Source organism: Collimonas rhizosphaerae, assembly GCF_038896935.1.
GTDB lineage: Bacteria > Pseudomonadota > Gammaproteobacteria > Burkholderiales > Burkholderiaceae_D > Collimonas > Collimonas rhizosphaerae.
Map to the genome: position 1 here is coordinate 1 of NZ_JBANDC010000009.1, position 24,882 is coordinate 24,882.

Below are 24,882 nucleotides of genomic sequence, written 5' to 3' on the forward strand. Positions count from 1 at the left end.
TCACAAATCAGCCTCTTTCCTACCTCAGCTGCTTCGTTCATTTCGCGTCGTTCTCAACGGGAGGCGAACTATAGCAACCCTTCCTCACCCCAGCAAGTACTTTTTCGCTCTTTCTTTAAAATATTTCTATTTATCCTTTTTTACCCTAATCCAGACCTGCTCCGACAAACACTGGCAACGGCCAGTCCATCAAGCATCGACCGAGTTCAGCACCGCCCAGCGGGCGGCGCTCACGCCCTTTTCCAGGCTGATCCGGCTCACTATCTGCTCCAGCTGCAGATGATTGCTGGGTGAAGTAATCAGGTCCGCCCGCACTTCCAGCTGGGTGCCGGAAGCCATGTCCTCGCTATGCAGCGACTGCACCACCAGGTGCGGCATGCCATTGAGCATATGCAGCATCAAGGTGCGCACCTGCACCTCATCTTCCGGCCGGCATACTACAGAGAGGCGATACACCTGCTCGATTTCCGTCGCGCTGTGCAGGTCACGCTGGTTGATCATATTAGAGACACCCCGTAACAGGACATTGGCCCCCAGGATCGCTGCCGCGCCAATGGCGGCTTCCAGCGCGTGGCCAAGCCCGCACAGCACGCCGACCGCTGCCGAACACCATAACGTCGCCGCGGTATTCAGCCCGCGCACATTGATCCCTTCACGCATGATGACGCCGGCGCCAAGGAAACCGATGCCGGACACCACATATGATGCAATCCGGGTCGCACCTTGCGGATCCGATTCGAATGCCGACACCATGACGAACAGCGATGCGCCGATCGATACCAGCGCATTGGTCCGCAAACCGGCCATGCGCTGGCGCATTTGACGCTCCGCGCCGATCAGCGAACCTAAGGTCAGGGCCAGCAATACGCGCAGGGTAAATATTTTCCAATCCATCTTCACTGCCTTTCTGTGTGCGTCGCCACGCCGGGCGGCGACATTCCATGGATGCGCAACGCCGCTCCGTGCATTGGATCATGCACTGAAGGCCGGCGGGCAACTCAAACAAATAATGGACGGGATCGGCGGCGATGCGAGATCGCCCGGGATGCGACAACGCGTCAATTCAACGGCTGCAACAATGGACGACTAAAAACAGGTGAGTTGCATCGGGCTGCGCGCCCATCCACGAATACTGGGACAACTGTCCAAAACCGGATCTCCTACAAGGATAGTCCACGGGATTCTATGCAGGCGCCATGGGCAAGTCAAGCAACAGGCTCTGCGTCCGCCGCCAGCTTGCGCAAGACGTGGGCGGCCGCGACCAGGCCAAAGGTGGCGGTGACCACAACTGCCGAGCCGTAGCCTGCGCAATTCAGCCCTGTAACACCGGGCGCGGCATCGACGGCGCACGCCTCTTCGCTGAGCGGCGCGCTTAAGGGCTCGGTGGAAAACACTGCATCGATGCCGAAACGTACTTTATCGCCGCGCGGGAAACGGTATTCGGAACGCAGGCGTTTGCGTACCTTGGCCAGCAGCGGTTCCTGCTCGGTCTTGGCAAGATCGCGCACTTCGATGCAGGTCGGGTCAACCTGCCCGCCGGCGCTGCCGATCGTGATCAGGCGAATTCCCCGGTCGCGGCAATAGGCGATCAAGGCCGCCTTGGCGCGCACATTGTCGATGGCGTCGATCACGTAATCGTAGCGCTGCTCCCCTATCATTTCCGGTAAATTGTCTGCCGTAATGAAATCCTCCACTTCGGTCACGTGGCAATAGGGGTTGATCTGGGCGATGCGCGCCGCCAGCGCACTCACCTTGGCCTGGCCGAGCGTATCGGTCAGCGCATGGATCTGGCGGTTGATGTTGGACTCAGCCAGGTTATCCAGGTCGATCATGGTCAGGTTGCCGATCGCACTGCGCGCCAGCGCCTCGATCGCCCAGGAACCGACGCCGCCGACGCCTATCACGCAGACATGCGCCTGCAGGAAGCGCGCCAGCGCAGCGGCGCCGTACAGGCGCGCGATGCCGCCGAAACGCCGGTCGAAGTCGATCTCGTCGAGGTCGATGGCAATGGGGGCGGATGCGCCTGGAGCGCTTGATGCAACGGATGAAGACATGGCTGGAGACAAAAAAAAATGCACGGGCAATCGCCAAAATATCCAAGGATGGCCGGATATTGCTATTGGCGCTATTTTACCGGCTCTGCAAGACGGATTTATTTTGAAGTGCTTTAATATGAGTACATTGCCATTTATCGACAAGTTGACAGATAAGCATCCATTCGCCCATGGCGTCCCAGCTTAACCCACGAGATACACATCATTATGCCAAACGCACTGATCAGCACGGCGCCGGATTTCAGCCAGCCGATAGCCGTCCTCAAGCACTGCCACGACAAGATACGCCAGCAGCTGGCCACGCTGCAGAACCTGCTCGACCACGTGCCGCAACACGGCAGCGACGCTCAGGCACAGCAGGCGGCGCACAGCATCATGCGCTATTTCAACCAGGCAGCTCCGCATCATCATGCAGATGAAGAGCATGACCTGCTGCCGATGCTGACCGCCACCGCAACCGGCGAAGACGCCGCCGTGCTGCAAAAACTGACGCCGGAAATCCTGGCCGAACATCAGCAGATGGACAGCCTCTGGCATTCCCTGAACCTGCAACTGACGCATATAGCCGACGGCGAAGCCGCAGTCCCCTTGCTGTCGGCGCAAGATGTGCAGCAGTTTTCCACCATCTACGCCAGCCACATGGAAAAGGAAGAAACCTGGATCGCCCCCATGGCAAAACGCATTTTCAATGAACAGCAGATGCAGCAACTAGGAGCAGCAATGCAGCAACGTCGAGGTATTAGCGCATGAGCCAAAGCAAAGACCAATCCATCGCAGATCTCAGGATCGACTACAGCCAGGCCAGCCTGTCGGAAGCAGACAGCGCCGCCGATCCCATCACGCAATTCGGAAAATGGTTTGACGAGGCGATCCAGGCGGAAGTGCCGGAAGCGAATGCGATGAGCCTGGCGACGGTGGGGCCAAACGGCAGGCCATCGTCGCGCATCGTGCTGATCAAGCAATTTGATGAACGCGGCTTCACCTGGTTTACCAATTTCGAAAGCCGCAAGGGCCATGAACTTCTGGCGCATCCCTACGGCGCACTGTTGTTTCACTGGGTAGCGCTGGAACGCCAGGTACGCATCGAAGGCAGGGTCGAACGCGTCTCTGAAAACGAGAGCGACGCTTACTTCCATAGCCGCCCGCTGCGCAGCCGCCTCGGTGCGATCGCATCGGCGCAAAGCCAGCCGATCAGCAGCCGCGACCTGCTCGAGGCCGAATATGTGAAAGCCGAACAAGAATTCGGCGATCATCCGCCGCGGCCAAATCATTGGGGCGGCTACAGACTTTTGCCGGATACGGTAGAATTTTGGCAAGGACGGCGGTCTCGCTTGCACGACCGGATTCTGTATACCCTGGACGCGGATGGCAACTGGCAGCGGCAACGCCTTCAACCTTAGTTCTGCGTCATCGGTCAACGCCGGCCCGCTTGGTACAAGTATTTAATCACCGGAGGAGAAATCGTGTTCTGGGAAAAGAAGCTTGAGAACTGGGTAAATGAAGTCCGCCACCGCGCCGCAATACCGTTGCGGCTGGAATTGTGGAACGGCCAGAAGTTTGACTTTGGCACCTATGCGGCGCCGGAGGTTACGGTACGCGTACCGCATGTCTCCGCCCTCACTTACCTGCTGACGCCATCCCTCGCCAATCTCGGCGAGGCATACGTTGAAGGCAAGATCGAAGTCGAAGGAAAAATCAGGGAAATCATCGCTGTCGGCAACGCGCTGGCGGCCAATACGCTGAAAGCGGATGGAAAATTCTCCCGCATCACCCGCACCTTCCGCCACAACAAGGAAAAAGACGCGGAAGCGATCCGCTACCACTACGACGTCTCCAACGATTTTTACAAGCTGTGGCTGGACCAGAACATGGTCTATTCCTGCGCCTATTTTGAAAACGGCGATGAAGACCTGGCCACTGCGCAGCTCAAGAAAATCGATCACATCCTGACCAAGATCCAGCTCCAGCCGGGCCACACCTTGCTCGATATCGGCTGCGGCTGGGGCGCCCTGGTATTGCGCGCGGCGCAGAAATTCGGCGCCAGATGCGTCGGCATCACGCTCTCGGAAAACCAGTATGCACTGGCCAAGGAAAGGGTAAAGCAGGCCGGCCTGGAAGACCGGATAGAAATCCGCCTGCAGGACTATCGCGACATCACCGGCAGTTTCGACAGGATCACCAGCGTCGGCATGTTCGAGCATGTCGGCCTGAATAACCTGCCGATGTATTTCTCGCGCATCCGCAGCTTGCTGGCGGACGACGGCATCGCCATGAACCATGGCATCACCACCACCGACATCGACAACGGCGAATCGCCATACGGCGGCGGCGAATTCATCGAGAAATACGTATTCCCGCACGGCGAGCTGCCGCATATCGGCCTGGTGCTGAAGACCATGCAGGAAGGCGGGCTGGAAGTATTCGATGTGGAAAACCTGCGGCGCCACTACGCCAAGACCTGCGGCATCTGGGCGGACAACCTGGAAGCGCGCGCCGAAGAAGTCAGGAAAGCCGTGGACGACCGCCGTTTCCGCATCTGGCGCATTTACCTGGCCGGCAGTTCCTACGGTTTCGAACGCGACTGGATGTCGCTGTACCAGGTGGTGTGCCGCAAGGCCGGCCGTAGCGCGAACACACTGCCATGGTCGCGCGATTACATTTACCAAGCCACGCAATAATCTGCGGCTACCCACTGTTCCGCCTGGAACAGTGAGTCAATCTTCAGCCGGAGACAACCTTGTCGATGAAGATCTTGCGCAGCTTTGCCACTTTGGGCGCCACCACGAATGCGCAATAGCCTTGCAGCGGATGCTGGCGGAAGTAATTCTGGTGGTAATCCTCAGCCTTGTAATAGGTCTCGGCAGGGCTTAACTCAGTGACGATGGGCGCGTCCCAGACATTCGCCATTTCCGCCATCACTTTCTTGGCCTCGGCCTCCTGCTGCGGCGACTGGTAATAAATCGCGGAACGGTATTGCGTGCCGACGTCGTTGCCCTGCCGGTTCAGGGTAGTCGGGTCGTGGATCGTAAAGAAGATTTCCAGCAGCTCGCGGAAGCTGATCTGGTCGGTGTCGAATGTCACTGCGACTACTTCGGCATGGCCGGTAGTGCCTTCGCAGACCTGCTCATAGCTTGGGTTGGCTACCTCGCCGCCGGTATATCCCGATTCGACTTGCTGCACGCCCTTTATTTCCTGGTAAACCGCCTCCAGGCACCAGAAGCATCCGCCCCCTAAAACTGCAACTTCCTTGGTCATGGCCGCTACTCCCTGGTTACTTTCCATTAACACTTTCACTTTAACGCAATCTGCCGCCGCTTGTCGACGTAGATATACAGAATCTCATATGTAATCCGTGCAGGCAAAAAAATGCCCTGGCTATGCAGGGCATTTGGTACAAACCTTATCCGGCGATTTAGAACTTGTAGCCGACTGTCAGTATCGACACCAAAGGATTCAGAGTGATTTTGGTAGTGGCGTGGGTCGTTGTTCCATCGCTGTGGCGAGTACTCAGGTCAGCCTTGGTGTCCAGCGGGACATACGACAGGGAGAAGCTGGCGGACCAGTTCTTGTCGAAATTATAGGTCATACCAACCGTCCCGACCGGCGCGAAAGAACTGCTCAAATCGGCGCTGGTGGAAGCGCCAGCATCGCCGCCGCCCAGAAGTCCGGTCAGGCTGCTGGTCAGCTTGATGTTCGAATACCAGACGTATGTAGCGCCGGCGCCGACAAAAGGACGGAATTGGCTGTTAGCGTCGCCGAAGAAGTATTTCGCCACGATCGCCGGGCTCCATTGCGTGGCTGTGCCAAGCTGGCCGAGGCTATTCAGGGAACCCGCGCCGCTCAGCTTGAATTTCGGCGGAATGCCCAAGTCCGCCGTTACGGCAATATTGTCGGTAAAGAAATGGGTCAACTGCAGGATGGCAGTGTCAGCGTTGGAAACATGCGCACCGCTATTTGGCACCGTGAAGGTCCCGAGCTTCAACGGCTCACTGGACTGGTTCAGCCCGAGGTGCGCCCAGCCGACGTTGACGACATTGTCGCCGGCCTGCTGCGCCATGGCGGGAGCCGCGAATGCTGCCAGTACGGACAGGGCCGCCAGTTTTGGCAATACGTTGAATTGTTTTTTCATATGTCTTCTCCAAGTTACACTTCATTTTTAGTAGCGGGTTTTTTGCCTGCAGCGAATACAGTACAAACCCATTTTTTTTTGGCGTTTTTCAGTTCTGGCGCGGCCAGACAACGCTCTCTTATTCGACTGCATTTACCAGAACTGGCGCATCCGTGACTTCCAGTTATCTTTTCCTATGCTTTTTTTCATCAAAAAGAACGCGCGTGCTATTCTTTTTTTTACACTATGCCAGCTTTAGAATCATTTGACTATAGTTGTAGCTTTTTTACCTCAAATTATTTTTTGAAACCTGCCAGGACGGCAGATGAGTCGTGCGCGGCACGGCGTAAACGGTCATTGATGCCCTGCCAGTCCGGGTCGGATGGCGGTGCTTCAACCACGATCAGGTCGGCCGCTGCGTGATCCATGTTGCGCAGCGCGGCATAAAGATCGTGGGCATATGCCGGGGCTGAAGCGGCCATGGGAAATTGCGCGGCCAAAGGCGGAATCTCCTTGGCCAGCGTGGAATAGCTGATCAGTGCCAGGCTCTGTCCGGCCTGGCGCATCTGCTGTAGCGTGGCCGCCAGCTGCGCCGAGGGCACCAGCAGCACCGGGGTGCGCGGCGCATAGTGTGATTCCAGCGTGCCTGAAGCGCGCGGAGCGGCGGCGTCAGCGGCTTGTACCGCGACTCCCAGCACCGCGCCGATTTGCGCGGCGCTGATATGGCCGGGCCGCAGCAGCACCGGTCCATGCGAAGCCAGGCGCGACAAATCGATGATGGTCGACTCGATGCCGACCTCGCTCTGGCCGCCATCCAGGATACAAGCAATCGGACTATCGCCGTCGGCGTCGAATTCATCGCGCACGTGCTGCGCCGTGGTCGGGCTGACATGGCCGAACTTGTTTGCCGACGGGCCGGCAATGCCGCCCTTGCCGCTTTTGAACTCACGCAGCAAAGCCTGCGCCACCGGATGCGACGGGCAGCGCAAACCGATCGAGCTCTGGCCGCCTGAAACCTGGTCCGGTATGTGCGCAGCGCGCGGCAAGATCAGCGTCAGCGGCCCCGGCCAAAAAGCGGCGATCAGCGCTTGCGCCTGCGGCGGCACCGACTCCACCCAATAAGCGATATCAGCTTCCGGCGCGACATGGACGATCACCGGATGATTGGACGGACGTCCTTTGGCGGCATAAATGCTGGCCACCGCCGCCGCATTTTCGGCATCGGCGCCCAGCCCGTACACCGTTTCGGTAGGAAACGCGACCAATGCGCCCGCCTCCAGCTTGCGCGCGGCCAGCCGGATTGCTTGCTGATCGATGATCGAGTCTTTCATTTACGCCGCGATGCCGAGGATATCGCAGGCTTGCGCCAGTTGCTGCTGGGCTTCAGCCATGGTCGCTGCGATGAAAGTGATATGCCCCATCTTGCGCGCACGGCGCGCCTGCGCCTTGCCGTACAAATGCAGATGCGCCGCCGGCAGAGCCAGGATCCGGTCCCACGCCGGTTCGCGCGCCTGCTGGCTGTCGCCCTCGAACCAGACGTCGCCCAGGATATTCAGCATCACTGCCGGCGAATGCTGGCGGGTATCGCCCAGAGGCATGCGCGCCATGGCCCGGACTTGCTGCGCGAACTGGCTGGTGACGCAGGCATCCATGGTGTAGTGGCCGCTGTTGTGCGGACGCGGCGCCATTTCGTTGACTACCAGCGAACCGTCTTGCAAGACAAAAAATTCAATGCACAGGACACCGACATAGGCGAGCTGCCCGATGATAGCCAGTGCCGCATGCTGGGCGCGCCTGGCGGTTTCGTCGCAGACATTCGGGCCCGGAACCGTGGTGGTAAACAGGATGCCGTCGCGATGCACGTTTTCAGCGATTGGATAGACGGCAGCCTTGCCGTCCAGCCCGCGCACCACCAGCACCGAAACCTCGTAGGCCAGCGGCAGCATCTTTTCCAGCACGCAGGCAACGCCTTTCATGCCGGCAAACGCCTGGCGCACCTCGTCCAGGCTACGCACCCGCGCCTGGCCCTTGCCGTCGTAACCGAGCCGCACGGTTTTCAGGATGCCGGGCAACAAGTCGGCAGGAATAGTCTCGATATCCGCGGAGGATTCAATCAGGTGATGCGGCGCAGGGAGTACCGTCGACGTCTTGGCGCACTCGGTAAAGAAACGCTTTTCCACCATGCGGTCCTGGGCTACCGAAACGCAGGCGGCGGCAGGCGCGACAAAACTGTTGCGCGCCAGGATCGCCAGGCTGTCGGCAGCAACGTTTTCAAATTCAGTGGTCACCGCCGCGCACAGGCTGGCCATCTCGGTCAAGGCGACTTCATCGTTGTAGTCGGCAAGGAAATGGCGGTCGGCGACGTGGCCGGTCGGGCAATCCTGCTCCGGTTCCAGCACCGCCACCTTGTAACCCATGGCTTGCGCTTCGTGGGTGAACATGCGGCCCAGCTGGCCGCCGCCCATCACGCCCAGCCAGGTCGCCGGCGTCGTGGCGGGGATAATAGGATCTGTCGAATCGTGCGCTTTGTCTTCCATACCGCTCATACCGGGGGCAATTTCATATCAAGGGCAATTTGCGTCTGCCTGGCGCGGAACGCCAGCAGCTTGGCGGCGAGCGCATCGTCGGTAGTGGCCAGCATGGCGATCGCCGACAGGGCAGCGTTGGCCGCGCCGGCCTCGCCGATGGCATAGGTGGCGACCGGAATGCCTTTCGGCATCTGCACGATGGACAGCAAGGAATCCTCGCCGCGCAGGTACTTGGACGGCACCGGCACGCCCAGCACCGGCACGATGGTCTTGGCGGCGATCATGCCCGGCAGGTGGGCAGCGCCGCCTGCGCCCGCGATGATGGCGCGCAGGCCGCGCTCGCGCGCGCTTTCTGCGTAGGCAAACATCTGGTCCGGCATGCGGTGCGCCGAAATCACTTGCGCCTCGTGCGCAACCCCAAACTCGGTGAGGATGGCGACGGCGTGCTGCATCACGTCCCAGTCCGAGGATGATCCCATGACGATGCCAATCAGCGGCTGGTCCACAGTATCCTTGCTCATCATCAATCCTTCAGCGTTTCGCCGGTCAGGCTGAACAGGGCTTCGCGGTATTTGGCGCCGGTTTTTTCGATGACGTCATCCGGCAGCGTCGGCGCCGGCGCGGTCTTGTTCCAGCTGGTCACGGTTTCCAGGTAATCGCGCACGAACTGCTTGTCGAACGATGGCGGCGAAATGCCGACCTGGTAGCTGGCGGCCGGCCAGAAACGCGAAGAATCGGCGGTCAGCACTTCATCCATCAGATGCAGGACGCCGTCCTTGTCGAGACCGAATTCAAACTTGGTGTCGGCGATGATGATGCCGCGCGTCGCCGCGTAGTCGGCTGCGGTCTTGTACAGTTCGATGCTGACGCTGCGGATCTTCTCGGCCAGTTCCTTGCCGATGCGCGCTTCCATGTCGGCAAAGCTGATGTTCTCGTCATGCTCGCCCATCTCGGCCTTGGCCGCCGGAGTGAAGATCGGCTCGGCCAGCTTGGCGGCCTGCTGCAAACCCGCCGGCAGGCTGATGCCGCAGATGGCGCCGGTAGCCTGGTAATCCTTCCAGCCGGAACCGATGATATAACCACGCACCACCGCCTCGACCATGATCGGCTGCAGGCGCTTCGCCACCACCGCGCGGCCTCGCACCTGCTCCACTTCATCGCCCGCTACCACCGATTCCGGCGCAATCCCGGTCAGGTGGTTAGGCACGATCGCCGCCAGCTTGTCGAACCAGAAATCGGACATGCGGTTCAAGACCTTGCCTTTGCCCGGGATCGGCTGGTTCATGATGACGTCGAAAGCCGACAAGCGGTCGGAAGTGACAATCAGGATCTTGTCTTCACCGACGGCATAGTTTTCGCGCACCTTGCCGCGGCCCAGCAATGGCAATGAGGTAATGGTGGATTGGTAGAGGCTTGTCATGGTTATTCCAAAAGTCAGAAAACCAGGCAGAGAACGATGCAAGCATCGTCCTGCGCCTGGTAAGTTATTGCGCCAAGCCTTGCCTGGCGCCGGTACCACACTATTTATTACTGAACGATCTGCGCCAGTTCGCCCTTCTTGTATTTCTCCGCGATCTTTTCCAGCGAAACCGGCTTGATCTTGGCGGCCTGGCCTTCGCAGCCGAACGCCAGGAAACGGGCTTTCACCACGGCCTTGGCAGCTTCGCGCGCCGGCTTGAGGTAATCGCGCGGATCGAACTTGCTTGGATTCTCGATCAGGTAACGGCGGATCGCGCCAGTCATCGCCAGGCGGATGTCGGTATCGATATTGATCTTGCGCACGCCGTGGCGGATCCCTTCCTGGATTTCTTCCACCGGCACGCCGTAGGTTTCCTTCATGTCGCCGCCGAACTCGCGGATTTCCGCCAGCAGTTCCTGCGGCACCGACGACGAACCGTGCATCACCAGGTGGGTGTTAGGAATGCGGGTATGGATTTCCTTGATGCGTTCGATCGCCAGGATGTCGCCGGTCGGCTTGCGCGAGAACTTGTAAGCGCCGTGCGAAGTGCCGATCGCAATCGCCAGCGCATCGCACTGGGTCTGCTTGACGAAATCGGCTGCTTGCGAAACGTCTGTCAACAGCTGTTCGCGGGTCATCTTGCCGTCCGCGCCGTGGCCGTCTTCCTTGTCGCCCATCATGGTTTCCAGCGAACCGAGCACGCCCAGCTCCGCTTCCACGGTGACGCCGATCGCGTGCGAGAACTCCACCACCTTACGCGATACTTCGACGTTGTATTCGTAGCTGGCGACCGACTTGCCGTCTTCCATCAGCGAACCGTCCATCATCACCGAAGTGAAACCGGACTTGATCGCCGCCATGCACACCGCCGGCGACTGGCCGTGGTCCTGGTGCATCACAACCGGGATGTGCGGGAAAGCTTCGACCGCCGCTTCGATCAGGTGGCGCAGGAATGCCTCGCCGGCATATTTGCGGGCGCCGGCGGAAGCCTGCATGATGACCGGCGCGCCGACTTCATCGGCGGCCTGCATGATGGCAGTGACTTGTTCCAGGTTGTTGACGTTGAAAGCAGGCAGGCCATAGCTGTTTTCAGCTGCGTGGTCCAGCAATTGACGCATGGATACTAGAGGCATGATGTACTCCGATAATAAAAACCTGTAATGGAACAGCGTTCAGGCCGCGCGCTACGCATTGCGCATTGCGGCGCCGCGTGCCGATTCTGCTCCAACGAATTCAATACTCGCCGATCTTCATGATCTTCAGCGCATTGGTGCCGCCGATCTGTCCCATCGGCTCACCCCATGTGACAACCACCAGGTCGCCAAGTTGCACGACGCCGTTAGCCAGCAGCAAATTCTGCGCAGCCTTCAGCACTTCTTCGCGGTCGCCCGACTTGGCCAGTTCGAAAGTCTGGACATTGCGGTACAAGGCGGCCTTGCGCTGGGTAGCGATGCTTGGGGTGATTGCAAAAATGGGAATATCGATGTTGTGCCGGCTCATCCACAGCGGCGTCGAGCCGGATTCGGTCAGCGCGGCAATTGCCTTGACGCGCAAATGGTGGGCGGTAAACAAGGCGCCATAGGCGATCGACTGGTCGACGCGGGTGAACTGGACATTCAGGAAATCGGCGTCAAGCTTGCAATCTTCCGATTTCTCGGCTTCCAGGCAGATCGCCGACATGGCTTCCACCGTCTCTACCGGATATTTGCCGGACGCGGTTTCGGCGGAAGTCATCACGGCGTCAGTGCCGTCCAGCACGGCGTTGGCGACGTCGGACACTTCGGCCCGGGTCGGCACCGCATTGACGATCATCGATTCCATCATCTGGGTCGCGGTGATGGTCAGCTTGTTGGAAATGCGCGCCATCTTGATCATGCGTTTCTGCAGCGCCGGCACGGCGGCGTTGCCGACTTCCACCGCCAGGTCGCCGCGGGCCACCATGATGCCGTCAGACGCATCGAGAATCTCTTGCAGCACCGGGATCGCTTCTGCGCGTTCGATCTTGGCGATCATCATCGGCTTGTGGTCGTAGGGCTCGCCGGCCACATTGGCCAGCTGGCGCGCCATTTCCATGTCAGTCGCGTTTTTCGGGAAGGACACCGCCACATAATCGGCCTGGAAACTCATGGCGGTCTTGATGTCTTCCATGTCCTTGGCCGTCAGCGCCGGCGCCGACAAGCCGCCGCCCTGGCGGTTGATACCCTTGTTGTTGGACAGTTCGCCGCCGATCTTGACGATGGTGTGGATCTCGTTGCCGATGATTTTTTCTACCGTCAGCACGATCAGGCCGTCGTTGAGCAACAATACGTCAGCCGGCCTCAGGTCGCGCGGCAGGGCCTTGTAGTCGAGGCCGGCGCGGTCCTGGTTGCCCATGGCGCAATCGGCGTCGAGAATGAATTTTGCGCCGTTCTTCAATTCGATCTTGCCCTGCTCGAACTTGCCGACCCGGATCTTCGGTCCCTGCAAGTCGGCCATGATGGCGACCTGCTTGCCGCAGGCTGCAGCGATTTCCCGCACCAGCTTGGCGCGGTCGATATGGTCCTGCGCCTTGCCATGCGAAAAATTCAGGCGCACCACGTCGACCCCGGCGACGAACATCCGCGCCAGTGTGTCAGCATCGCTCGATGCAGGTCCGATAGTGGCGACGATCTTGGTAGCTCTTTGCATGGACAACCTTTCAGTACGACATGGACAAACCCCAGGGCAGTTGGTTGCAATCCAACCAGTTGTCCCATTTCCGGGCAAAACTTAACTGGCGCGCTGCAGCAGTATCTCGACCGCGGGCAGGGTCTTGCCTTCCAAAAACTCCAGGAAAGCGCCGCCGCCGGTGGAGATGTAGCCGATCTTGTCGGTAATCTTGTATTTGGCGATCGCTGCCAGCGTATCGCCGCCGCCGGCAATCGAGAAAGCCTTGGAGCCGGCAATCGCCAGCGCCAGGGTCTTGGTGCCTTCGCCGAACTGGTCGAACTCGAACACGCCAACCGGGCCGTTCCAGACCACCGTGCCGGCCTGGGCGATTTGGGCGGCCAGGGTTGCCGCGGTTTTCGGACCGATATCCAGGATCAGGTCATCGTCAGCCACATCGCCGACATCTTTCACCTGCGCTGCCGCCGTCGGCGAAAATTCCTTGGCGCACACGACGTCGACCGGGATCGGCACCGAAGCGCCGCGCTTGGCCATCATCTCGATAATCGCCTTGGCTTCTTCAACCAAGTCCGGTTCCGCCAGCGACTTGCCGATCTTCAGGCCGCTTGCCAGCAGGAAGGTGTTGGCGATGCCGCCGCCGACGATCAGGTTGTCGACCTTGTCGGCCAGCGCTTTCAATATGGTCAGCTTGCTCGACACCTTGGAACCGGCGACGATCGCCACCAGCGGCCGCGCCGGCTGGTTCAGGGCCTTGCCCAGGGCGTCCAGCTCGGCTGCCAGCAGCGGGCCGGCGCAGGCAACCGGCGCAAACTTGGCGACGCCATGGGTAGTCGCTTCGGCCCGGTGGGCAGTGCCGAAAGCGTCGTTGACATAAATATCGCAGAGCTTGGCGATCTTTTGCGCCAGCTCGTCGCTGTTCTTTTTCTCGCCCTTGTTGACGCGGCAGTTTTCCAGCAGCACCACCTGGCCCGGCGCCACGTCCACGCCGTCCACCCAGTTTTGGCGCAGCTCCACCGGCTGGCCCAGCAATTCCGCCAGGCGCTTGGCGATAGGCGCCAGCGAATCTTCCGGCTTGAATTCGCCTTCGACAGGACGTCCCAGGTGCGAAGTCACCATCACCGCCGCGCCGGCGTCCAGCGCCTGGCGGATCGCCGGCACCGAAGCGCGCACGCGCGTATCTTCAGTAATATTGCCTGCCGCGTCTTGCGGCACGTTGAGGTCGGCACGGATGAACACGCGCTTGCCTTGCAGCTGGTGTTGCGCGATCAAGTCGCTTAGTCGATTGAATTTCATGTCGATCAGGCAATATCAGTGAGGAAAAGTCGCTATTTTACTCCAGCAGCCTCTGGCAAAACACCGTTTTACGCACATACCGGTTCTCAAAAGACATATAACGAGCCCAATATTCTGCAGAGTAGGCTCCGGCGAATCCGTTAAAATGTCGCTTTATACCCAAGAATCCGCCAAAGATCGGCAGTGAGCGATGACAGGCCGGCAAACGCCGCAATCTCATTGCATATCAGGCAATTTTTATTTACTGGAGGTTTGAACATGTCCATGGATGACCGCGACGGCAAGATCTGGAAAGACGGCAAGCTGATCGACTGGCGCGATGCCAATATCCACGTCCTGACGCATTCGCTGCACTACGGCATGGCGGTCTTCGAGGGCGTGCGCGCCTACAAGACTGAGCAGGGCCCGGCGATTTTCCGCCTGAAGGAACATACCCAGCGCTTGCTGAACTCGGCCAAGATCTTCCAGATGCAAGTGCCTTACGACCTGCAAACCCTGATCGACGCGCAAATCCAGGTGGTGCGCGAAAACCAGCTGGAGTCCTGCTACATGCGGCCGCTGATCTGGATCGGCTCGGAAAAGCTCGGCATCGCCGCCAAGGGCAATACCGTGCACGTCGCCATCGCGGCCTGGCCGTGGGGCGCCTACCTGGGCGAAGACGGCCTGGCCAAAGGCATACGCGTCAAGACTTCCTCGTTCAGCCGCCACCACGTCAATGTATCGCTGGTACGCGCCAAGGCCAGCGGCTATTACATCAATTCGATCCTGGCCAACCAGGAAGCGCTGACCGACGGCTACGACGAGGCTTTGCTGCTGGACACCGACGGCTATGTGTCGGAGGGTTCCGGCGAAAACGTCTTCATCGTCAAGAACGGCAAGATCTACACCCCTGACCTGGCGTCCTGCCTTGACGGCATCACGCGCGACGCGGTGCTGACCATGGCGCGCGACAGCGGCATCGAAGTGATCGAGAAGCGCATCACCCGCGATGAAGTGTATTGCAGCGATGAAGCTTTTTTCACCGGCACCGCGGCGGAAATCACGCCCATCCGCGAACTCGACAACCGCAGCATCGGCGAAGGCAAGCGCGGCCCGATCACCGAAAAGATGCAAACCATGTTTTTCGATGTGGTGGCAGGCAAGTCTGACAAATACCGGCACTGGCTTACCGTGGTCGGGAAATAAGCCAGCGTCGACAGCAGTCAGTTGCAGATAAAGCAGAAGCAAATTTGGAGAAACAGATGACTACAGCAGCAAATTCGGCAGCAAACACGCAAACCCCGGTTGAACTCGACGGCAAGGACCTGCCGGCGCATTGCCCTAACCCGCTGATGCCGACCTGGTCCTCGCATCCGCGGGTGTTCCTCAATCTCGACAGCAGCGGCAACGCCAAATGCCCCTACTGCGGCACGCAGTACCGGTTGAAACCGGGTGCGGTGGTCAAGGGCCACTGAAGGGGCACTGATAGCAAAAAGGGAGCCTGGCTCCCTTTTTTGATGGCAGTAAAACATGGTGACAATTCGTTCAATAGTTTGAGCACGGAGGCAATATGCCGCACGTCAAATTCATGCATGGCTCAGCCGAAGAAACCGAAACCGCTTTTTACGACGCCATGAGCCGCGCCGATATCGAGGCCATGATGGCGCTATGGGCGGACGACGACGAAATCGTCTGCATCCACCCGAACGCGCCGCGGCTGCATGGCCATGCAGCGATCCGGGCGGCTTTCGAGAGCCTGTTCGAACGCGGCGGCGTGCACATCCATGCGCGCCAGCTGCACGTGACGCATAATATGTCGACCAGCATCCATAACCTGGTGGAGGAGCTGCGCCAAGCCAGCGAATCCGACCGCGAGATGCACATCCTGGCGACCAATATCTACATGAAGACCCCGCGCGGCTGGCGCATCGTGCTGCACCATGCTTCGGTAGCGCCGGGCGCGGCGCCGGAAGAAAGCACATCCAGCGCCACCTTGCATTGAACCGAACAACACAGAAAGTCGTATGCCCGCTGCTGCCTCACCTGACTCCTATCCCGCGCCGCTATGGCTGCCGGGCGGCCACCTGCAAACCATTTACCCAGCCACCTGCATCAGCAAGCCGGCAGTCGCGTTCAGGCGCGAACGCTGGGATACGCCCGACGGCGATTTCATCGATATCGATTTTGTCGACGGCCGGCCCGGGCAGCCGCTGGTAGTCCTGTTCCACGGCCTGGAAGGTTCTTCCGACAGCCACTACAGCCGCGCCCTGATGGCGCAGCTGGCGACGCTGGGCTGGTCTGGCGCGGTGCCGCACTTCCGCGGCTGTTCCGGCGAAATCAACCAGGCGCCGCGCTTTTACCATTCCGGCGACGCCGAAGAAGTCGACTGGATATTGCGGCGCCTGGTCGCCGGCCGCACTGCCAGGCAGTTCGGAAAAATCTACGCGACCGGTGTTTCGCTGGGCGGCAACGCGCTGCTGCGCTGGCTCGGCGAGTCCCAGCACCAGGCGGAAATCATCGATGCCGCCTGCGCGATTTCCGCGCCGCTGGACCTGGCCGGCGGCGGCGCTGCCTTGTCGCGCGGTTTCAACATGGTCTACACGCGCTCTTTCCTGCGCACCATGAAAAGCAAGTCGCTCGACAAGCTGCAGCAATTCCCGCGCCTGTTCGACCGCGAAAAAATGCTGCGCGCGCGCAACCTGTACGAATTCGACAATATCGTCACCGCGCCGCTGCACGGCTTCCGCGACACCGACGACTACTGGCACCGCGCCAGCGCCAAGCTGGTGATCAACGACATCACGGTGCCGACGCTGGTGCTCAACGCGCGCAACGACCCTTTCCTGCCGCCGCAGCACTTGCCGCCCAAGGCCGCCGCCAGCGTCACGCTGGAGTATCCTGAGCAAGGCGGCCACGTCGGCTTCGCCACCGGCGGCCCGCCCGGCCGGCTCGACTGGCTGCCGCAGCGCATGCTGCGTTTTTTGCAGGATAACTAATGGATCAAGTCGTCGCCCAAGCCATGCTGAAATGGCCCAACGTCCCGCACTGCTACGGCTGGCTGGGACTGGACGCGCGCGGCGCCTGGCGCATGCGCGACGAGCAGGCGCAGCGCCAAGGCCTGCCCGGCGACAAGATCATGCACACCGCGCTGGTGGGCTTCATCAACCGCAATTACGCCGCGGACGAACAAGGCTGCTGGTATTTCCAGAACGGCCCGCAACGGGTCTACGTCGACCTGGCGTTGACGCCCTATATCGTCCATACCGATCCCGCATTGGGTTTTGTCCTGCAGACCGGCGCAGCAATGACGGCCATCGAATCCGCCATGCTGACCGAACAAGGCAGGCTGCTGCTGGTCGCCCCAGGCCAGGTTGCCGCAGTCGACGACCGCGACCTGGCGCAATGCCTGGCCGCTTTGCGCATGGACGGAAACATCGTCAGCGACGAAACCCTGCTCGACTGGATCGCAACACCGCATCAACCCCTGACCTGGCAAAACTCAGGTAAAGAATTACCCGTCACGCATATCGCCACAGAAGATATCGCAGCGCACTTCGGTTTTACCCAACACCCCCGCCAGACATAATTAAATAGGGTCAGAGTCGAATTATTGACCGGTCAACAATTCAACTCTGACCCTATTTAACGGACCACGGGGCAACCACCTCGGCACTAACGTTCCTTAGATGCCTTCAATTCCTCTTTCCAACGTTCCTGCAACTCCCTCTCCCGCGCATCAATCATGGACTGGTCATAAAACCCCGCATCCCCCGAATTCCGCGCAATCCGCAACTGGTCCAGCGCCGCCGGCACACTTCCGGTCAACACATAAGACTCCGCCAAAGCCATATGCTGCAACGCCCGCTTGCCCTGCGCCGAATAAGCCTTGGCCAGCAAATCCTGCACATCCGCATCCTGGCGATACAGCCGGGCCTGCTCGCGCAGATATTTGATAGCATCGTCCAAGCGCTTGGAAGCAATCAGCACCCGCGCATACTGATGCGCCAGCCCGCGCGACAAGGGATACTGAGCCTGCCCCTGCTGCACCAGCTTCAAGGCTTCCGTCTCGCGATTGGTAACCAGCATGATCTCAACGCCCAGGTCGGTCAGCATCAGGCTCTGCTTCGCCGGCAAGGCGGCCGCCACAGCCTGCTGCAGCAAATCCTCCGCTTTGCCATATGCCTCCTGCTTGAACGCCAGGAAAGCCATGCCGTATTTAGCGGCAACGATCTGCTGCTTGGTATTCAGCTGCAGCTGCGCGTCAAACACGATCTGGGCCTCGCGCCGGCCCTGCTCGGTATCGTCTTGCAACACCCGCACGCGGGCCCGCATCAACTGGAAATCCAGGCCATCGGCGCGCTGCCGGTAGCGCTGTTCGCGGATCCGGGCATCGATGTCGGCAATCCGCTCGGTAGTCAGCGGGTGCGTCAGCAGATACGGCGGCACCACATCCGAATAGTTGCGGGAAGCCGTCTGCATGCGCCCGAAAAAAGCCACCATGCCGCTGGTCTCGAAGCCGCCCGCATCCAGGATCGACAGTCCGATCCGGTCCGCCTCGCGCTCGGCGTCGCGGCTGAAATTCAGCTGCCGCTGCATCGCTAGGCCGGTGCCGCCCATCATCACCGCCGCACCCGCATCGCCGCTGCCGCGCATCGCCAGCGCCCCCAGCAGCATGGACGCCAGGGCGATCATCGAATCCTGCTTCTGGCTGCCCACCATGCGCGCGATATGGCGTTGCGCCACATGGCCGATTTCATGCGCCAGCACCGAAGCCAGTTCGGATTCGCTCTGCGCCGCCAGCAGCAGGCCGGAATGCACGCCGATAAAACCGCCCGGCAAGGCAAACGCATTCAAGACCGGGTCGCGCACCGCAAAGAAGAAAAAATCGAACCCGGCCTCGCCGCGCACCTCGGGCCGGGCGTTAACCAGGGTCCAGCCGAAGTTGTTCAGGTACTCCAGCAGCGGCGCATCGTTCAGGTAATCGGGATCGCGCCGGATGTCGTGCATCACTTCCTCGCCCAGCTTGCGTTCCATCAGCGGCGACAGCGATTCGCGTGAAGTGTCGCCCAGGGTAGGCAGGTTTTGTACCGCCAATGCCGGCTGCGGCGGCAGTACGCAGCATGCGCTGATGAGCGCAGCAACCAACATTCGCCAGGGCAATTGCAATGATCGATTCATCGAGTACTGGATAGTGTCAAAATCACGATGCTATGATACTAGCAGAGGACCATTGTTCCACCTTCGGCAAGTACCGGCTTCCCCAAGGATTCGACCTGCGATGCGCCGCATCATCTACAGAAAATACCGCCATGACCAATAAAACCCCTGCATCCGCCAAGCTGACCCATTTTGACCAGGGCGGCCAGGCTCACATGGTCGATGTCGGCAGCAAAAACGACACCCACCGCATCGCCCTCGCCAGCGGCTGCATCCGCATGAAAGCAGAAACACTGGCGCTGATCCAGTCCGGCACTGCAAAAAAAGGAGACGTGCTAGGCATCGCCCGCATCGCCGCCATCATGGCCACCAAACGCACCAGCGACCTGATCCCGCTGTGCCATCCGCTGGCGCTGACGCGGGTGACGGTCGATTTCAGTATTGATGATGCGGCAAGCAGCATTACCTGCAATGCGCAGGCCGAGACCGTGGGCAAGACAGGGGTGGAGATGGAAGCGTTGACGGCGGTGCAGATTGGATTGCTGACGATCTACGACATGTGCAAGGCTGTCGACCGGGGGATGGTGATTACCGATGTGCGGGTCATGGAGAAACATGGCGGCAAATCGGGGGACTGGATCGCAGAGGCCTAGCCAAATGCATCCCCGCCGTCAAAAATATCCCGCACGCCAAATCCGCGGGCGCGGTACCGGATGAGCGTAGCGCTCTTTTTGTAAATTTTGCTCTTCGTGCAAAGACAGGTTGCGGATTTCCGGCCACATGCCATTGCCGAGAAAATAGATCAACATTACCAGGCCCGCCAAGCCGCTGAATCGGACAGCCATGGGCAAGCGCAACGTAGAATCGTGTTGCGATGGCGTGAGCGAGGCGACCCAACCCCAGCAGCAACCGATGTACACCGCAATCCACAACTGGCTGGTAGGCATCACGATCAAACCAGACACCAAACCATCCACCAGGATTGCGACCCCGGTGGTCAGCCACGCGGCTAACGTCAGATGGTTTCTGACGTCGGTCGGGAGCAGATACTGGCGCGCAGCCAGCAGTTTTTTAAAGCCAAGCACAATCGCAGCGACCAGCGCAAGCAAGGCTGGGATGCCCCACTCGCAGGCAATCTGCAGCACCCAATTGTGAGGATGTGCGCCGAGCTGCACGTCGCGCCCGAAGTGGGCAAAATGCAAAGGTCCCGCCCCGAGCCAGGGATGGGCAAGCGTGATTTGCCAGGCGCGCACCCACAACGACCAGCGGCTGGAATCCGGATTCTCTATGGTGCGCTCGATCACGGAGGATAGAAATCCGAACGGATGCAGCCCTAGCGATAGCGGGATCAGTACGTAAAACAGAACATATATTCCCAGGCCGGCCAGCCCCGACCATAACATTACCCGGCACCAGGGTTTCGCATCGCCGCGCAAACAAAACCAGGCCGCGCATACTCCAGCCGCCAGGCCAAGCAACGTGCCGCGCCCGGCCGGAACGAAAAGCAACGCCCACCATGCGGACGCAACGCCCCACGCAAATATTTTTTGCTTGCCATTGGCGCTACGGCATATGAGCAGGCCAAGCAATGGCAAGGTCACGGTTTGAACGTGATTGAGAAACCGGTAATTGTCGAAGCCATATATAAGAAATGAATTCGATGGCTGCCCGCCCGCATTGATCGCGACAATATAGACAACTGCTTCTATAACAATATAAACCGCAGCTCCCAACCCGCAGAACAACAATATCTTGTCCAGCCAGGCCTGGCCTTTGGCGCGGATTTCCGATGCGATCAGGGCGGACATTGTAAGCAACAGCAGGAAACCGGCCCATTCAAATAGAGCATGGCGGGGAGAATATGCAAAAACACTGGATGCCAGGCCAAGCAAGAAAAACCAGAACAGGAAAAAGGTTATCCGGCGATCAAATATTTGCCGCAGGTCCTCGCGCCCGAAGCGGATCAGGAGGGTTGCGCCAAACAGGGCGGTCAGCACCAAACACGAAATCTCTATAATCCGCTGATTGTCATGGAAACCGCCGCCATCTGCGATGGAAAATGGCCACAATGGACTGATTGCAGCAGCGAAGACAACCAATATCGAGGGGAAAAGGACTACCGAGGGGAACCGAAGCACCATGAGATCGCCGCTTGTGTTTAATCAACCATTATTTGTGGCGCGTCATATATCTGCGGCACTTTCGGCCCAGAACTTGCTTGCCTTATCCAAAACTCCGTGCGCGAAAAGCACACCAGGCTAGGCCGCAATGAACTGTATGACGGAAATTGTCGCTTGCAATGAAAATTTTATGCAACACCTGACGAATTTTATGGGAAATTGCCACAAAGCTACAGGTATACTGCAGCACTAATTCATTGGCACCCTAAATTACGGCAATCGCGGCGAACTCCGGGCATTCGAAACACTAACAAAGTCTTGTCTACTTAATTAAATGATGAATGTACCCCCAATTCGCGTGCCGCTGCTGGTACCCATGGTGCCAGATCGGTCGGCACTGTGGCCTTATCTGGGACGCATGGACGAGGCACGCCATTACACCAATTTCGGCCCGCTGGTCAGGGAACTGGAATCGCGCCTCAGGCAGCGATTTGCGTCGCATACCGAACACCAGATGTACGTTACGACGGTAAGTAACGCTACCCTAGGCATTGAACTAACCTTAAATTCATTGAATTTGCCCGCAGGCTCCCCGGTTCTGGTCCCGGCGCTTACCTTTGTAGCAACCATTACCGCCGTCATCCGTGCCGGCTATGTCCCGGTTGTTGCTGACATCGATCCGGACAACTGGCTCTTGACGCCCGAAATCGCTGCGGCGGCTGTCAAGGCTACCGGCGCCCGCGCCGCGGTTGTAGTTGCAACGTTCGGCTACCCCCAAGACACCAAACGCTGGAGCGAGTTTCAAAAACAAACCGGCGTGCGCATCGTGATAGATGCGGCTGCAGCCTTCGGCAACCAATGGGTTGACGCCGCCGACGTCCCGGTTGTCTTCAGCATGCATGCCACCAAATCGCTGCCCGCAGGAGAAGGCGGGTTTATCGTCTCCGGCGATGCATCGATCAATATGCTTGTTTGCCAAAAAAGCAATTTCGGTATTAACCTGACGCCCGATGCCGGCGTGCCGGTCGGCTACCTGTCGTCCGCCGGGACAAATGCAAAGCTGTCGGAATTTCATGCTGCGGTGGCCTTGGCTAGCTTGGATAGTTGGGACGAGCAAGCCATCCAGCGCCAGCGCTTGTACCAGCGTTATCGTGCGGTCCTGGAAAAAACCTGTGGTGAAGTTCTGACATGGCAAACAGGTCCGGCACCGACAGCCCCCACTTCCTTTTGCCTTCGATTAGGATCGGAAGCTGCACGCACGAACCTTGAAACTCTTTGCCAGGAACAGGGGATTGCCACTCGGCGTTGGTACCAGCCTTTGCTGCATCGACATGCTCCCGAAATTGGAAAGATAGTAGTATTACCGGTTCCCGATGCCGAAAAAGTCGCCACCGACCTTATCGGCTTGCCATTTTTCCTAAACATGAGCGATACACAGATTGAACTGGTCGCAACTGCTGTCCAGCGCGCTGTTTCACACACACCATCTTTACATCAAACCACCTGAGAGCCATATGGATACGATCGAGCAGTTTATTGAGAAATTTAGTAACGCAGTGGATTTTCAGAAACCGGTGGAGATCACCGCGACTACCGAACTGCTCAGCCTGCCTGAATGGGATTCGCTGGCAGCCTTGGGCGTTATCGTCATGTGCGACATGGAATATAGCAAGACCATTACCGGGGATAATCTTGTCACGTGCCGCGCCATCAATGATATTTACGCACTTGTCTGCTGACATTCCATGACTCAATCAACGCTAAACAATGTCAGATATGCAGGGATGACGACCTGCGTTCCCAAGCGCATCATTTCGAACGTCGACGATTGCCCGCCCCAGATGCGATCTGGCCGCGAACGGCTGGTGCGCAACATCGGCATATTTCAGCGCCGCATGTGCCCGGAATGGCAATGTTTCTCTGATCTTGCTTTCGTTGCTGCCGAGCGCCTGCTAGACGAACTCAGCTGGAAACGCGAAGAAGTCGATGCATTGATTATCGTTTCACAGTCACCCGATTATTTAATTCCTGCCACGGCAATCATTCTTCAGGACCGCTTGCAGCTGACCAAGGCTACCGTCGCGTTCGATGTCAATCTTGGTTGCTCTGGCTATCCGTTCGCGCTATATATCCTGGGTTGCATGATCTCAGCCGGCACCATCAAGAAAGGCCTGGTATTGGTCGGCGATAAGGCTGCGACGGTCATCGATCCGCTGTTTTCTGATGCTGGTACGGCCACCGCTCTTGAATACATTCCGGGCGCCCCGCCCATGCACTTCGACCTGAACAGCGACGGCAGCGGTTACCGCGCAATCATTATGCCCGTAGGAGGTCATCGCGAGCCTGTGGACATTCAGCACTTGATTCCGTACAAGGATGAGGACGGAGTATTGCGGCGTCCTGACGAATTGATTCTGGACGGTCCAGCAGTGCTGAGCTTTTCAACACAGCAGGTGCCTCCAGCGGTAAACCGCCTGCTCGAATATGCCGGACAGTCGTCGGACCAAATCGACTACTTCCTCTTCCATCAAGCCAATCGCATGATCAATGAGACCATACGCAAAAAACTAGGCTTGCCGCCCGAGAAAGTTCCCTCAACCCTGCATGACTTCGGCAACACCAGCGGGGCATCCATACCGGTAACCATGACCGCGCGCATCCGCGAGTCGCTGCAGGATGGGCCCAAACGCGTACTGTTATCCGGCTTTGGTATCGGATTATCCTGGGGGAGCTGTATCGTGGATCTGGAGAAAGCGAAATTTCCTGAATTAATCGAAGTATGAGCGTATGAACGATTCACCTTTCAGCCTCCAGAACAAGATTATTCTGGTGACGGGGGCGTCTTCCGGTATCGGTCGCGCTGCGGCCCTGTTGTGCTCGGAGCTTGGTGCGACTGTAGTGCTTTGCGGGCGTGACATGGACCGCCTGAACGCCACTTTGACCTCCCTGTCTGGTACTGGCCATACGATCATTCCCGGCGACCTGACCAATGCCGAAGCACGGCACGCTTTGGTGGATGCCGTACCGCCGCTCGACGGCTGCGTGTTTAGCGCAGGCGTAGCAGCCTTAGTCCCCATGCGGATGGTGTCTGAACAGCACCTGCACGCGATGTTTTCTGTGAATTACGAAGCACCTGTAATGCTGACACAGCGCTTACTGTCCAAGAAAAAAATCAACAATGACGCCTCCCTGGTTTTTGTCACCGCACGTGCAGAGCACTTTTCACCTATCGCCACAGGCATCTACTCCGGTGTCAAGGCAGCATTGACCGCAACGGTACGCACCATTGCACTGGAACATGCCAAACAGGGAATACGCGCGAATTGCATTTCTCCCGGCTACGTAGACACCCCGATGCTTGAAAAACTCCAAGGTGTGTCTTCAATAGAGAGCAAGGTCGATCTCGTTCCCCTTGGCGCAATTGAAGCGACTGATATTGCGAACGGCATCGCCTATCTTCTTGCACCGGCGAGCCGCTGGGTAACGCGCAGCAGCCTGGTGATTGACGGCGGTCTCTCTCTTCGAGCCAGGGGATAGA

The 24,882-nt window shown here is 58.9% G+C and carries 27 protein-coding genes; 14 read left to right on the forward strand and 13 right to left on the reverse strand.

The genetic code is table 11. The features are described from left to right. Positions 1 to 189: 189 nt before the first annotated feature. Both V8G57_RS13960 and tcdA read right to left on the reverse strand, forming a co-directional pair. Positions 190 to 894: an MgtC/SapB family protein gene (locus V8G57_RS13960; RefSeq protein WP_092400783.1), complete on the reverse strand. Its 705-nt coding sequence runs from the start codon at positions 892 to 894 to the stop codon at positions 190 to 192. A 311-nt stretch (positions 895 to 1,205) separates the two neighbouring features. Next, the gene (gene tcdA / locus V8G57_RS13965) at positions 1,206 to 2,054 is read right to left on the reverse strand and encodes a tRNA cyclic N6-threonylcarbamoyladenosine(37) synthase TcdA (RefSeq protein WP_342829910.1); all 849 of its coding nucleotides are present in this window, start codon (positions 2,052 to 2,054) and stop codon (positions 1,206 to 1,208) included. Here tcdA and V8G57_RS13970 point away from each other — a divergent pair. The 4 genes from V8G57_RS13970 (at position 2,053) to V8G57_RS13985 (ending at position 4,732) form a co-directional block, all read left to right on the forward strand. After that, entirely contained in the window at positions 2,053 to 2,241 is a 189-nt protein-coding gene (locus tag V8G57_RS13970; protein ID WP_342829911.1) for a hypothetical protein, read from the forward strand. The genes tcdA and V8G57_RS13970 overlap by 2 nt on opposite strands. 20 nt (positions 2,242 to 2,261) lie before the next feature. Then, the gene (locus V8G57_RS13975) at positions 2,262 to 2,804 is read left to right on the forward strand and encodes a hemerythrin domain-containing protein (protein WP_342829912.1); all 543 of its coding nucleotides are present in this window, start codon (positions 2,262 to 2,264) and stop codon (positions 2,802 to 2,804) included. Further along, positions 2,801 to 3,454, forward strand: a complete 654-nt coding sequence (gene pdxH / locus V8G57_RS13980; protein WP_342829913.1) for a pyridoxamine 5'-phosphate oxidase — start codon at positions 2,801 to 2,803, stop codon at positions 3,452 to 3,454. Before V8G57_RS13975 ends, pdxH begins: the two co-directional genes overlap by 4 nt. Before the next feature lie 63 nt (positions 3,455 to 3,517). Next, positions 3,518 to 4,732, forward strand: coding sequence for a class I SAM-dependent methyltransferase (locus tag V8G57_RS13985; RefSeq protein WP_342829914.1), 1,215 nt, complete (start codon positions 3,518 to 3,520; stop codon positions 4,730 to 4,732). A gap of 43 nt (positions 4,733 to 4,775) precedes the next feature. Here the strand turns inward: V8G57_RS13985 and msrA are convergent, their stop codons facing one another. The 9 genes from msrA to V8G57_RS14030 all read right to left on the reverse strand — a co-directional run bounded on the left by msrA (position 4,776) and on the right by V8G57_RS14030 (position 14,088). Then, complete coding sequence (msrA, locus tag V8G57_RS13990; protein ID WP_342829915.1) at positions 4,776 to 5,309, reverse strand: peptide-methionine (S)-S-oxide reductase MsrA; 534 nt, start codon at positions 5,307 to 5,309, stop codon at positions 4,776 to 4,778. A 157-nt stretch (positions 5,310 to 5,466) separates the two neighbouring features. Next, complete coding sequence (locus tag V8G57_RS13995) at positions 5,467 to 6,183, reverse strand: OmpW/AlkL family protein (RefSeq protein WP_092400765.1); 717 nt, start codon at positions 6,181 to 6,183, stop codon at positions 5,467 to 5,469. A gap of 275 nt (positions 6,184 to 6,458) precedes the next feature. Next, the gene (locus tag V8G57_RS14000; protein WP_342829916.1) at positions 6,459 to 7,493 is read right to left on the reverse strand and encodes an L-threonylcarbamoyladenylate synthase; all 1,035 of its coding nucleotides are present in this window, start codon (positions 7,491 to 7,493) and stop codon (positions 6,459 to 6,461) included. Continuing rightward, positions 7,494 to 8,699, reverse strand: a complete 1,206-nt coding sequence (locus V8G57_RS14005) for a 5-(carboxyamino)imidazole ribonucleotide synthase (protein WP_342829917.1) — start codon at positions 8,697 to 8,699, stop codon at positions 7,494 to 7,496. Positions 8,700 to 8,704: 5 nt separating this feature from the next. Then, positions 8,705 to 9,211: a 5-(carboxyamino)imidazole ribonucleotide mutase gene (gene purE, locus V8G57_RS14010; RefSeq protein WP_342829918.1), complete on the reverse strand. Its 507-nt coding sequence runs from the start codon at positions 9,209 to 9,211 to the stop codon at positions 8,705 to 8,707. A 2-nt stretch (positions 9,212 to 9,213) separates the two neighbouring features. Then, positions 9,214 to 10,110, reverse strand: a complete 897-nt coding sequence (locus tag V8G57_RS14015; RefSeq protein ID WP_092400759.1) for a phosphoribosylaminoimidazolesuccinocarboxamide synthase — start codon at positions 10,108 to 10,110, stop codon at positions 9,214 to 9,216. A gap of 107 nt (positions 10,111 to 10,217) precedes the next feature. Next, positions 10,218 to 11,282, reverse strand: coding sequence for a class II fructose-bisphosphate aldolase (fba, locus tag V8G57_RS14020; protein ID WP_092400756.1), 1,065 nt, complete (start codon positions 11,280 to 11,282; stop codon positions 10,218 to 10,220). Between the two features lie 100 nt (positions 11,283 to 11,382). Further along, complete coding sequence (gene pyk, locus V8G57_RS14025; protein WP_144742722.1) at positions 11,383 to 12,816, reverse strand: pyruvate kinase; 1,434 nt, start codon at positions 12,814 to 12,816, stop codon at positions 11,383 to 11,385. Between the two features lie 81 nt (positions 12,817 to 12,897). Then, the gene (locus tag V8G57_RS14030) at positions 12,898 to 14,088 is read right to left on the reverse strand and encodes a phosphoglycerate kinase (RefSeq protein WP_342829922.1); all 1,191 of its coding nucleotides are present in this window, start codon (positions 14,086 to 14,088) and stop codon (positions 12,898 to 12,900) included. 258 nt (positions 14,089 to 14,346) lie between these two features. On the opposite strand from V8G57_RS14030, the gene V8G57_RS14035 reads away from it, so the two are divergent. From V8G57_RS14035 to V8G57_RS14055, 5 genes are all read left to right on the forward strand, one after another. Continuing rightward, positions 14,347 to 15,273 carry a branched-chain amino acid transaminase gene (locus tag V8G57_RS14035; RefSeq protein ID WP_342829924.1) on the forward strand — a complete coding sequence of 309 codons (927 nt, stop codon included), beginning with the start codon at positions 14,347 to 14,349 and terminating at the stop codon, positions 15,271 to 15,273. Positions 15,274 to 15,329: 56 nt separating this feature from the next. Next, positions 15,330 to 15,542 (forward strand): zinc-finger domain-containing protein, encoded by a 213-nt coding sequence (locus V8G57_RS14040; RefSeq protein ID WP_092400746.1) that lies wholly within the window; start codon positions 15,330 to 15,332, stop codon positions 15,540 to 15,542. Positions 15,543 to 15,637: 95 nt separating this feature from the next. Then, entirely contained in the window at positions 15,638 to 16,069 is a 432-nt protein-coding gene (locus V8G57_RS14045; RefSeq protein WP_092400743.1) for a YybH family protein, read from the forward strand. A 22-nt stretch (positions 16,070 to 16,091) separates the two neighbouring features. Next, positions 16,092 to 17,063 carry a YheT family hydrolase gene (locus V8G57_RS14050; RefSeq protein WP_342829927.1) on the forward strand — a complete coding sequence of 324 codons (972 nt, stop codon included), beginning with the start codon at positions 16,092 to 16,094 and terminating at the stop codon, positions 17,061 to 17,063. Then, positions 17,063 to 17,653: a DUF2946 family protein gene (locus V8G57_RS14055; protein ID WP_342829928.1), complete on the forward strand. Its 591-nt coding sequence runs from the start codon at positions 17,063 to 17,065 to the stop codon at positions 17,651 to 17,653. Before V8G57_RS14050 ends, V8G57_RS14055 begins: the two co-directional genes overlap by 1 nt. 86 nt (positions 17,654 to 17,739) lie before the next feature. Here the strand turns inward: V8G57_RS14055 and V8G57_RS14060 are convergent, their stop codons facing one another. Then, a complete protein-coding gene (locus V8G57_RS14060; protein ID WP_342829929.1) occupies positions 17,740 to 19,215 on the reverse strand; it encodes a M48 family metalloprotease in 1,476 nt (491 codons plus the stop codon). Between the two features lie 161 nt (positions 19,216 to 19,376). Between V8G57_RS14060 and moaC the strand changes: the two genes are divergently transcribed. Further along, complete coding sequence (gene moaC, locus V8G57_RS14065) at positions 19,377 to 19,877, forward strand: cyclic pyranopterin monophosphate synthase MoaC (RefSeq protein WP_342829930.1); 501 nt, start codon at positions 19,377 to 19,379, stop codon at positions 19,875 to 19,877. Positions 19,878 to 19,895: 18 nt separating this feature from the next. Here moaC and V8G57_RS14070 read toward each other — a convergent pair whose 3' ends face one another. Beyond that, the gene (locus tag V8G57_RS14070) at positions 19,896 to 21,365 is read right to left on the reverse strand and encodes an O-antigen ligase family protein (protein WP_342829931.1); all 1,470 of its coding nucleotides are present in this window, start codon (positions 21,363 to 21,365) and stop codon (positions 19,896 to 19,898) included. Between the two features lie 397 nt (positions 21,366 to 21,762). Here V8G57_RS14070 and V8G57_RS14075 point away from each other — a divergent pair, with 397 nt between their 5' ends. The 4 genes from V8G57_RS14075 to V8G57_RS14090 are packed head-to-tail and all read left to right on the forward strand — an operon-like array spanning position 21,763 to position 24,881. Then, positions 21,763 to 22,851: a DegT/DnrJ/EryC1/StrS family aminotransferase gene (locus V8G57_RS14075; RefSeq protein WP_342829932.1), complete on the forward strand. Its 1,089-nt coding sequence runs from the start codon at positions 21,763 to 21,765 to the stop codon at positions 22,849 to 22,851. A 7-nt stretch (positions 22,852 to 22,858) separates the two neighbouring features. Continuing rightward, entirely contained in the window at positions 22,859 to 23,083 is a 225-nt protein-coding gene (locus V8G57_RS14080; protein WP_342829933.1) for an acyl carrier protein, read from the forward strand. A gap of 6 nt (positions 23,084 to 23,089) precedes the next feature. After that, a complete protein-coding gene (locus V8G57_RS14085) occupies positions 23,090 to 24,127 on the forward strand; it encodes a ketoacyl-ACP synthase III (RefSeq protein WP_342829934.1) in 1,038 nt (345 codons plus the stop codon). A 4-nt stretch (positions 24,128 to 24,131) separates the two neighbouring features. Further along, on the forward strand, positions 24,132 to 24,881 hold the full coding sequence (locus V8G57_RS14090; RefSeq protein WP_342829935.1) for an SDR family NAD(P)-dependent oxidoreductase: 750 nt from the start codon (positions 24,132 to 24,134) through the stop codon (positions 24,879 to 24,881). Position 24,882 lies beyond the last annotated feature (1 nt).

Coding starts and splice junctions, on each gene's coding strand:
- V8G57_RS13960 (WP_092400783.1), bottom strand. CDS start 894: ATGGATTGGAAAATATTTACCCTGCGCGTATTGCTGGCCCTGACCTTA.
- V8G57_RS13970 (WP_342829911.1), top strand. CDS start 2,053: ATGGCTGGAGACAAAAAAAAATGCACGGGCAATCGCCAAAATATCCAA.
- tcdA (WP_342829910.1), bottom strand. CDS start 2,054: ATGTCTTCATCCGTTGCATCAAGCGCTCCAGGCGCATCCGCCCCCATT.
- V8G57_RS13975 (WP_342829912.1), top strand. CDS start 2,262: ATGCCAAACGCACTGATCAGCACGGCGCCGGATTTCAGCCAGCCGATA.
- pdxH (WP_342829913.1), top strand. CDS start 2,801: ATGAGCCAAAGCAAAGACCAATCCATCGCAGATCTCAGGATCGACTAC.
- msrA (WP_342829915.1), bottom strand. CDS start 5,309: ATGACCAAGGAAGTTGCAGTTTTAGGGGGCGGATGCTTCTGGTGCCTG.
- V8G57_RS13995 (WP_092400765.1), bottom strand. CDS start 6,183: ATGAAAAAACAATTCAACGTATTGCCAAAACTGGCGGCCCTGTCCGTA.
- V8G57_RS14000 (WP_342829916.1), bottom strand. CDS start 7,493: ATGAAAGACTCGATCATCGATCAGCAAGCAATCCGGCTGGCCGCGCGC.
- V8G57_RS14005 (WP_342829917.1), bottom strand. CDS start 8,699: ATGGAAGACAAAGCGCACGATTCGACAGATCCTATTATCCCCGCCACG.
- purE (WP_342829918.1), bottom strand. CDS start 9,211: ATGAGCAAGGATACTGTGGACCAGCCGCTGATTGGCATCGTCATGGGA.
- V8G57_RS14015 (WP_092400759.1), bottom strand. CDS start 10,110: ATGACAAGCCTCTACCAATCCACCATTACCTCATTGCCATTGCTGGGC.
- fba (WP_092400756.1), bottom strand. CDS start 11,282: ATGCCTCTAGTATCCATGCGTCAATTGCTGGACCACGCAGCTGAAAAC.
- pyk (WP_144742722.1), bottom strand. CDS start 12,816: ATGCAAAGAGCTACCAAGATCGTCGCCACTATCGGACCTGCATCGAGC.
- V8G57_RS14030 (WP_342829922.1), bottom strand. CDS start 14,088: ATGAAATTCAATCGACTAAGCGACTTGATCGCGCAACACCAGCTGCAA.
- V8G57_RS14035 (WP_342829924.1), top strand. CDS start 14,347: ATGTCCATGGATGACCGCGACGGCAAGATCTGGAAAGACGGCAAGCTG.
- V8G57_RS14040 (WP_092400746.1), top strand. CDS start 15,330: ATGACTACAGCAGCAAATTCGGCAGCAAACACGCAAACCCCGGTTGAA.
- V8G57_RS14045 (WP_092400743.1), top strand. CDS start 15,638: ATGCCGCACGTCAAATTCATGCATGGCTCAGCCGAAGAAACCGAAACC.
- V8G57_RS14050 (WP_342829927.1), top strand. CDS start 16,092: ATGCCCGCTGCTGCCTCACCTGACTCCTATCCCGCGCCGCTATGGCTG.
- V8G57_RS14055 (WP_342829928.1), top strand. CDS start 17,063: ATGGATCAAGTCGTCGCCCAAGCCATGCTGAAATGGCCCAACGTCCCG.
- V8G57_RS14060 (WP_342829929.1), bottom strand. CDS start 19,215: ATGTTGGTTGCTGCGCTCATCAGCGCATGCTGCGTACTGCCGCCGCAG.
- moaC (WP_342829930.1), top strand. CDS start 19,377: ATGACCAATAAAACCCCTGCATCCGCCAAGCTGACCCATTTTGACCAG.
- V8G57_RS14070 (WP_342829931.1), bottom strand. CDS start 21,365: ATGGTGCTTCGGTTCCCCTCGGTAGTCCTTTTCCCCTCGATATTGGTT.
- V8G57_RS14075 (WP_342829932.1), top strand. CDS start 21,763: ATGGACGAGGCACGCCATTACACCAATTTCGGCCCGCTGGTCAGGGAA.
- V8G57_RS14080 (WP_342829933.1), top strand. CDS start 22,859: ATGGATACGATCGAGCAGTTTATTGAGAAATTTAGTAACGCAGTGGAT.
- V8G57_RS14085 (WP_342829934.1), top strand. CDS start 23,090: ATGACTCAATCAACGCTAAACAATGTCAGATATGCAGGGATGACGACC.
- V8G57_RS14090 (WP_342829935.1), top strand. CDS start 24,132: ATGAACGATTCACCTTTCAGCCTCCAGAACAAGATTATTCTGGTGACG.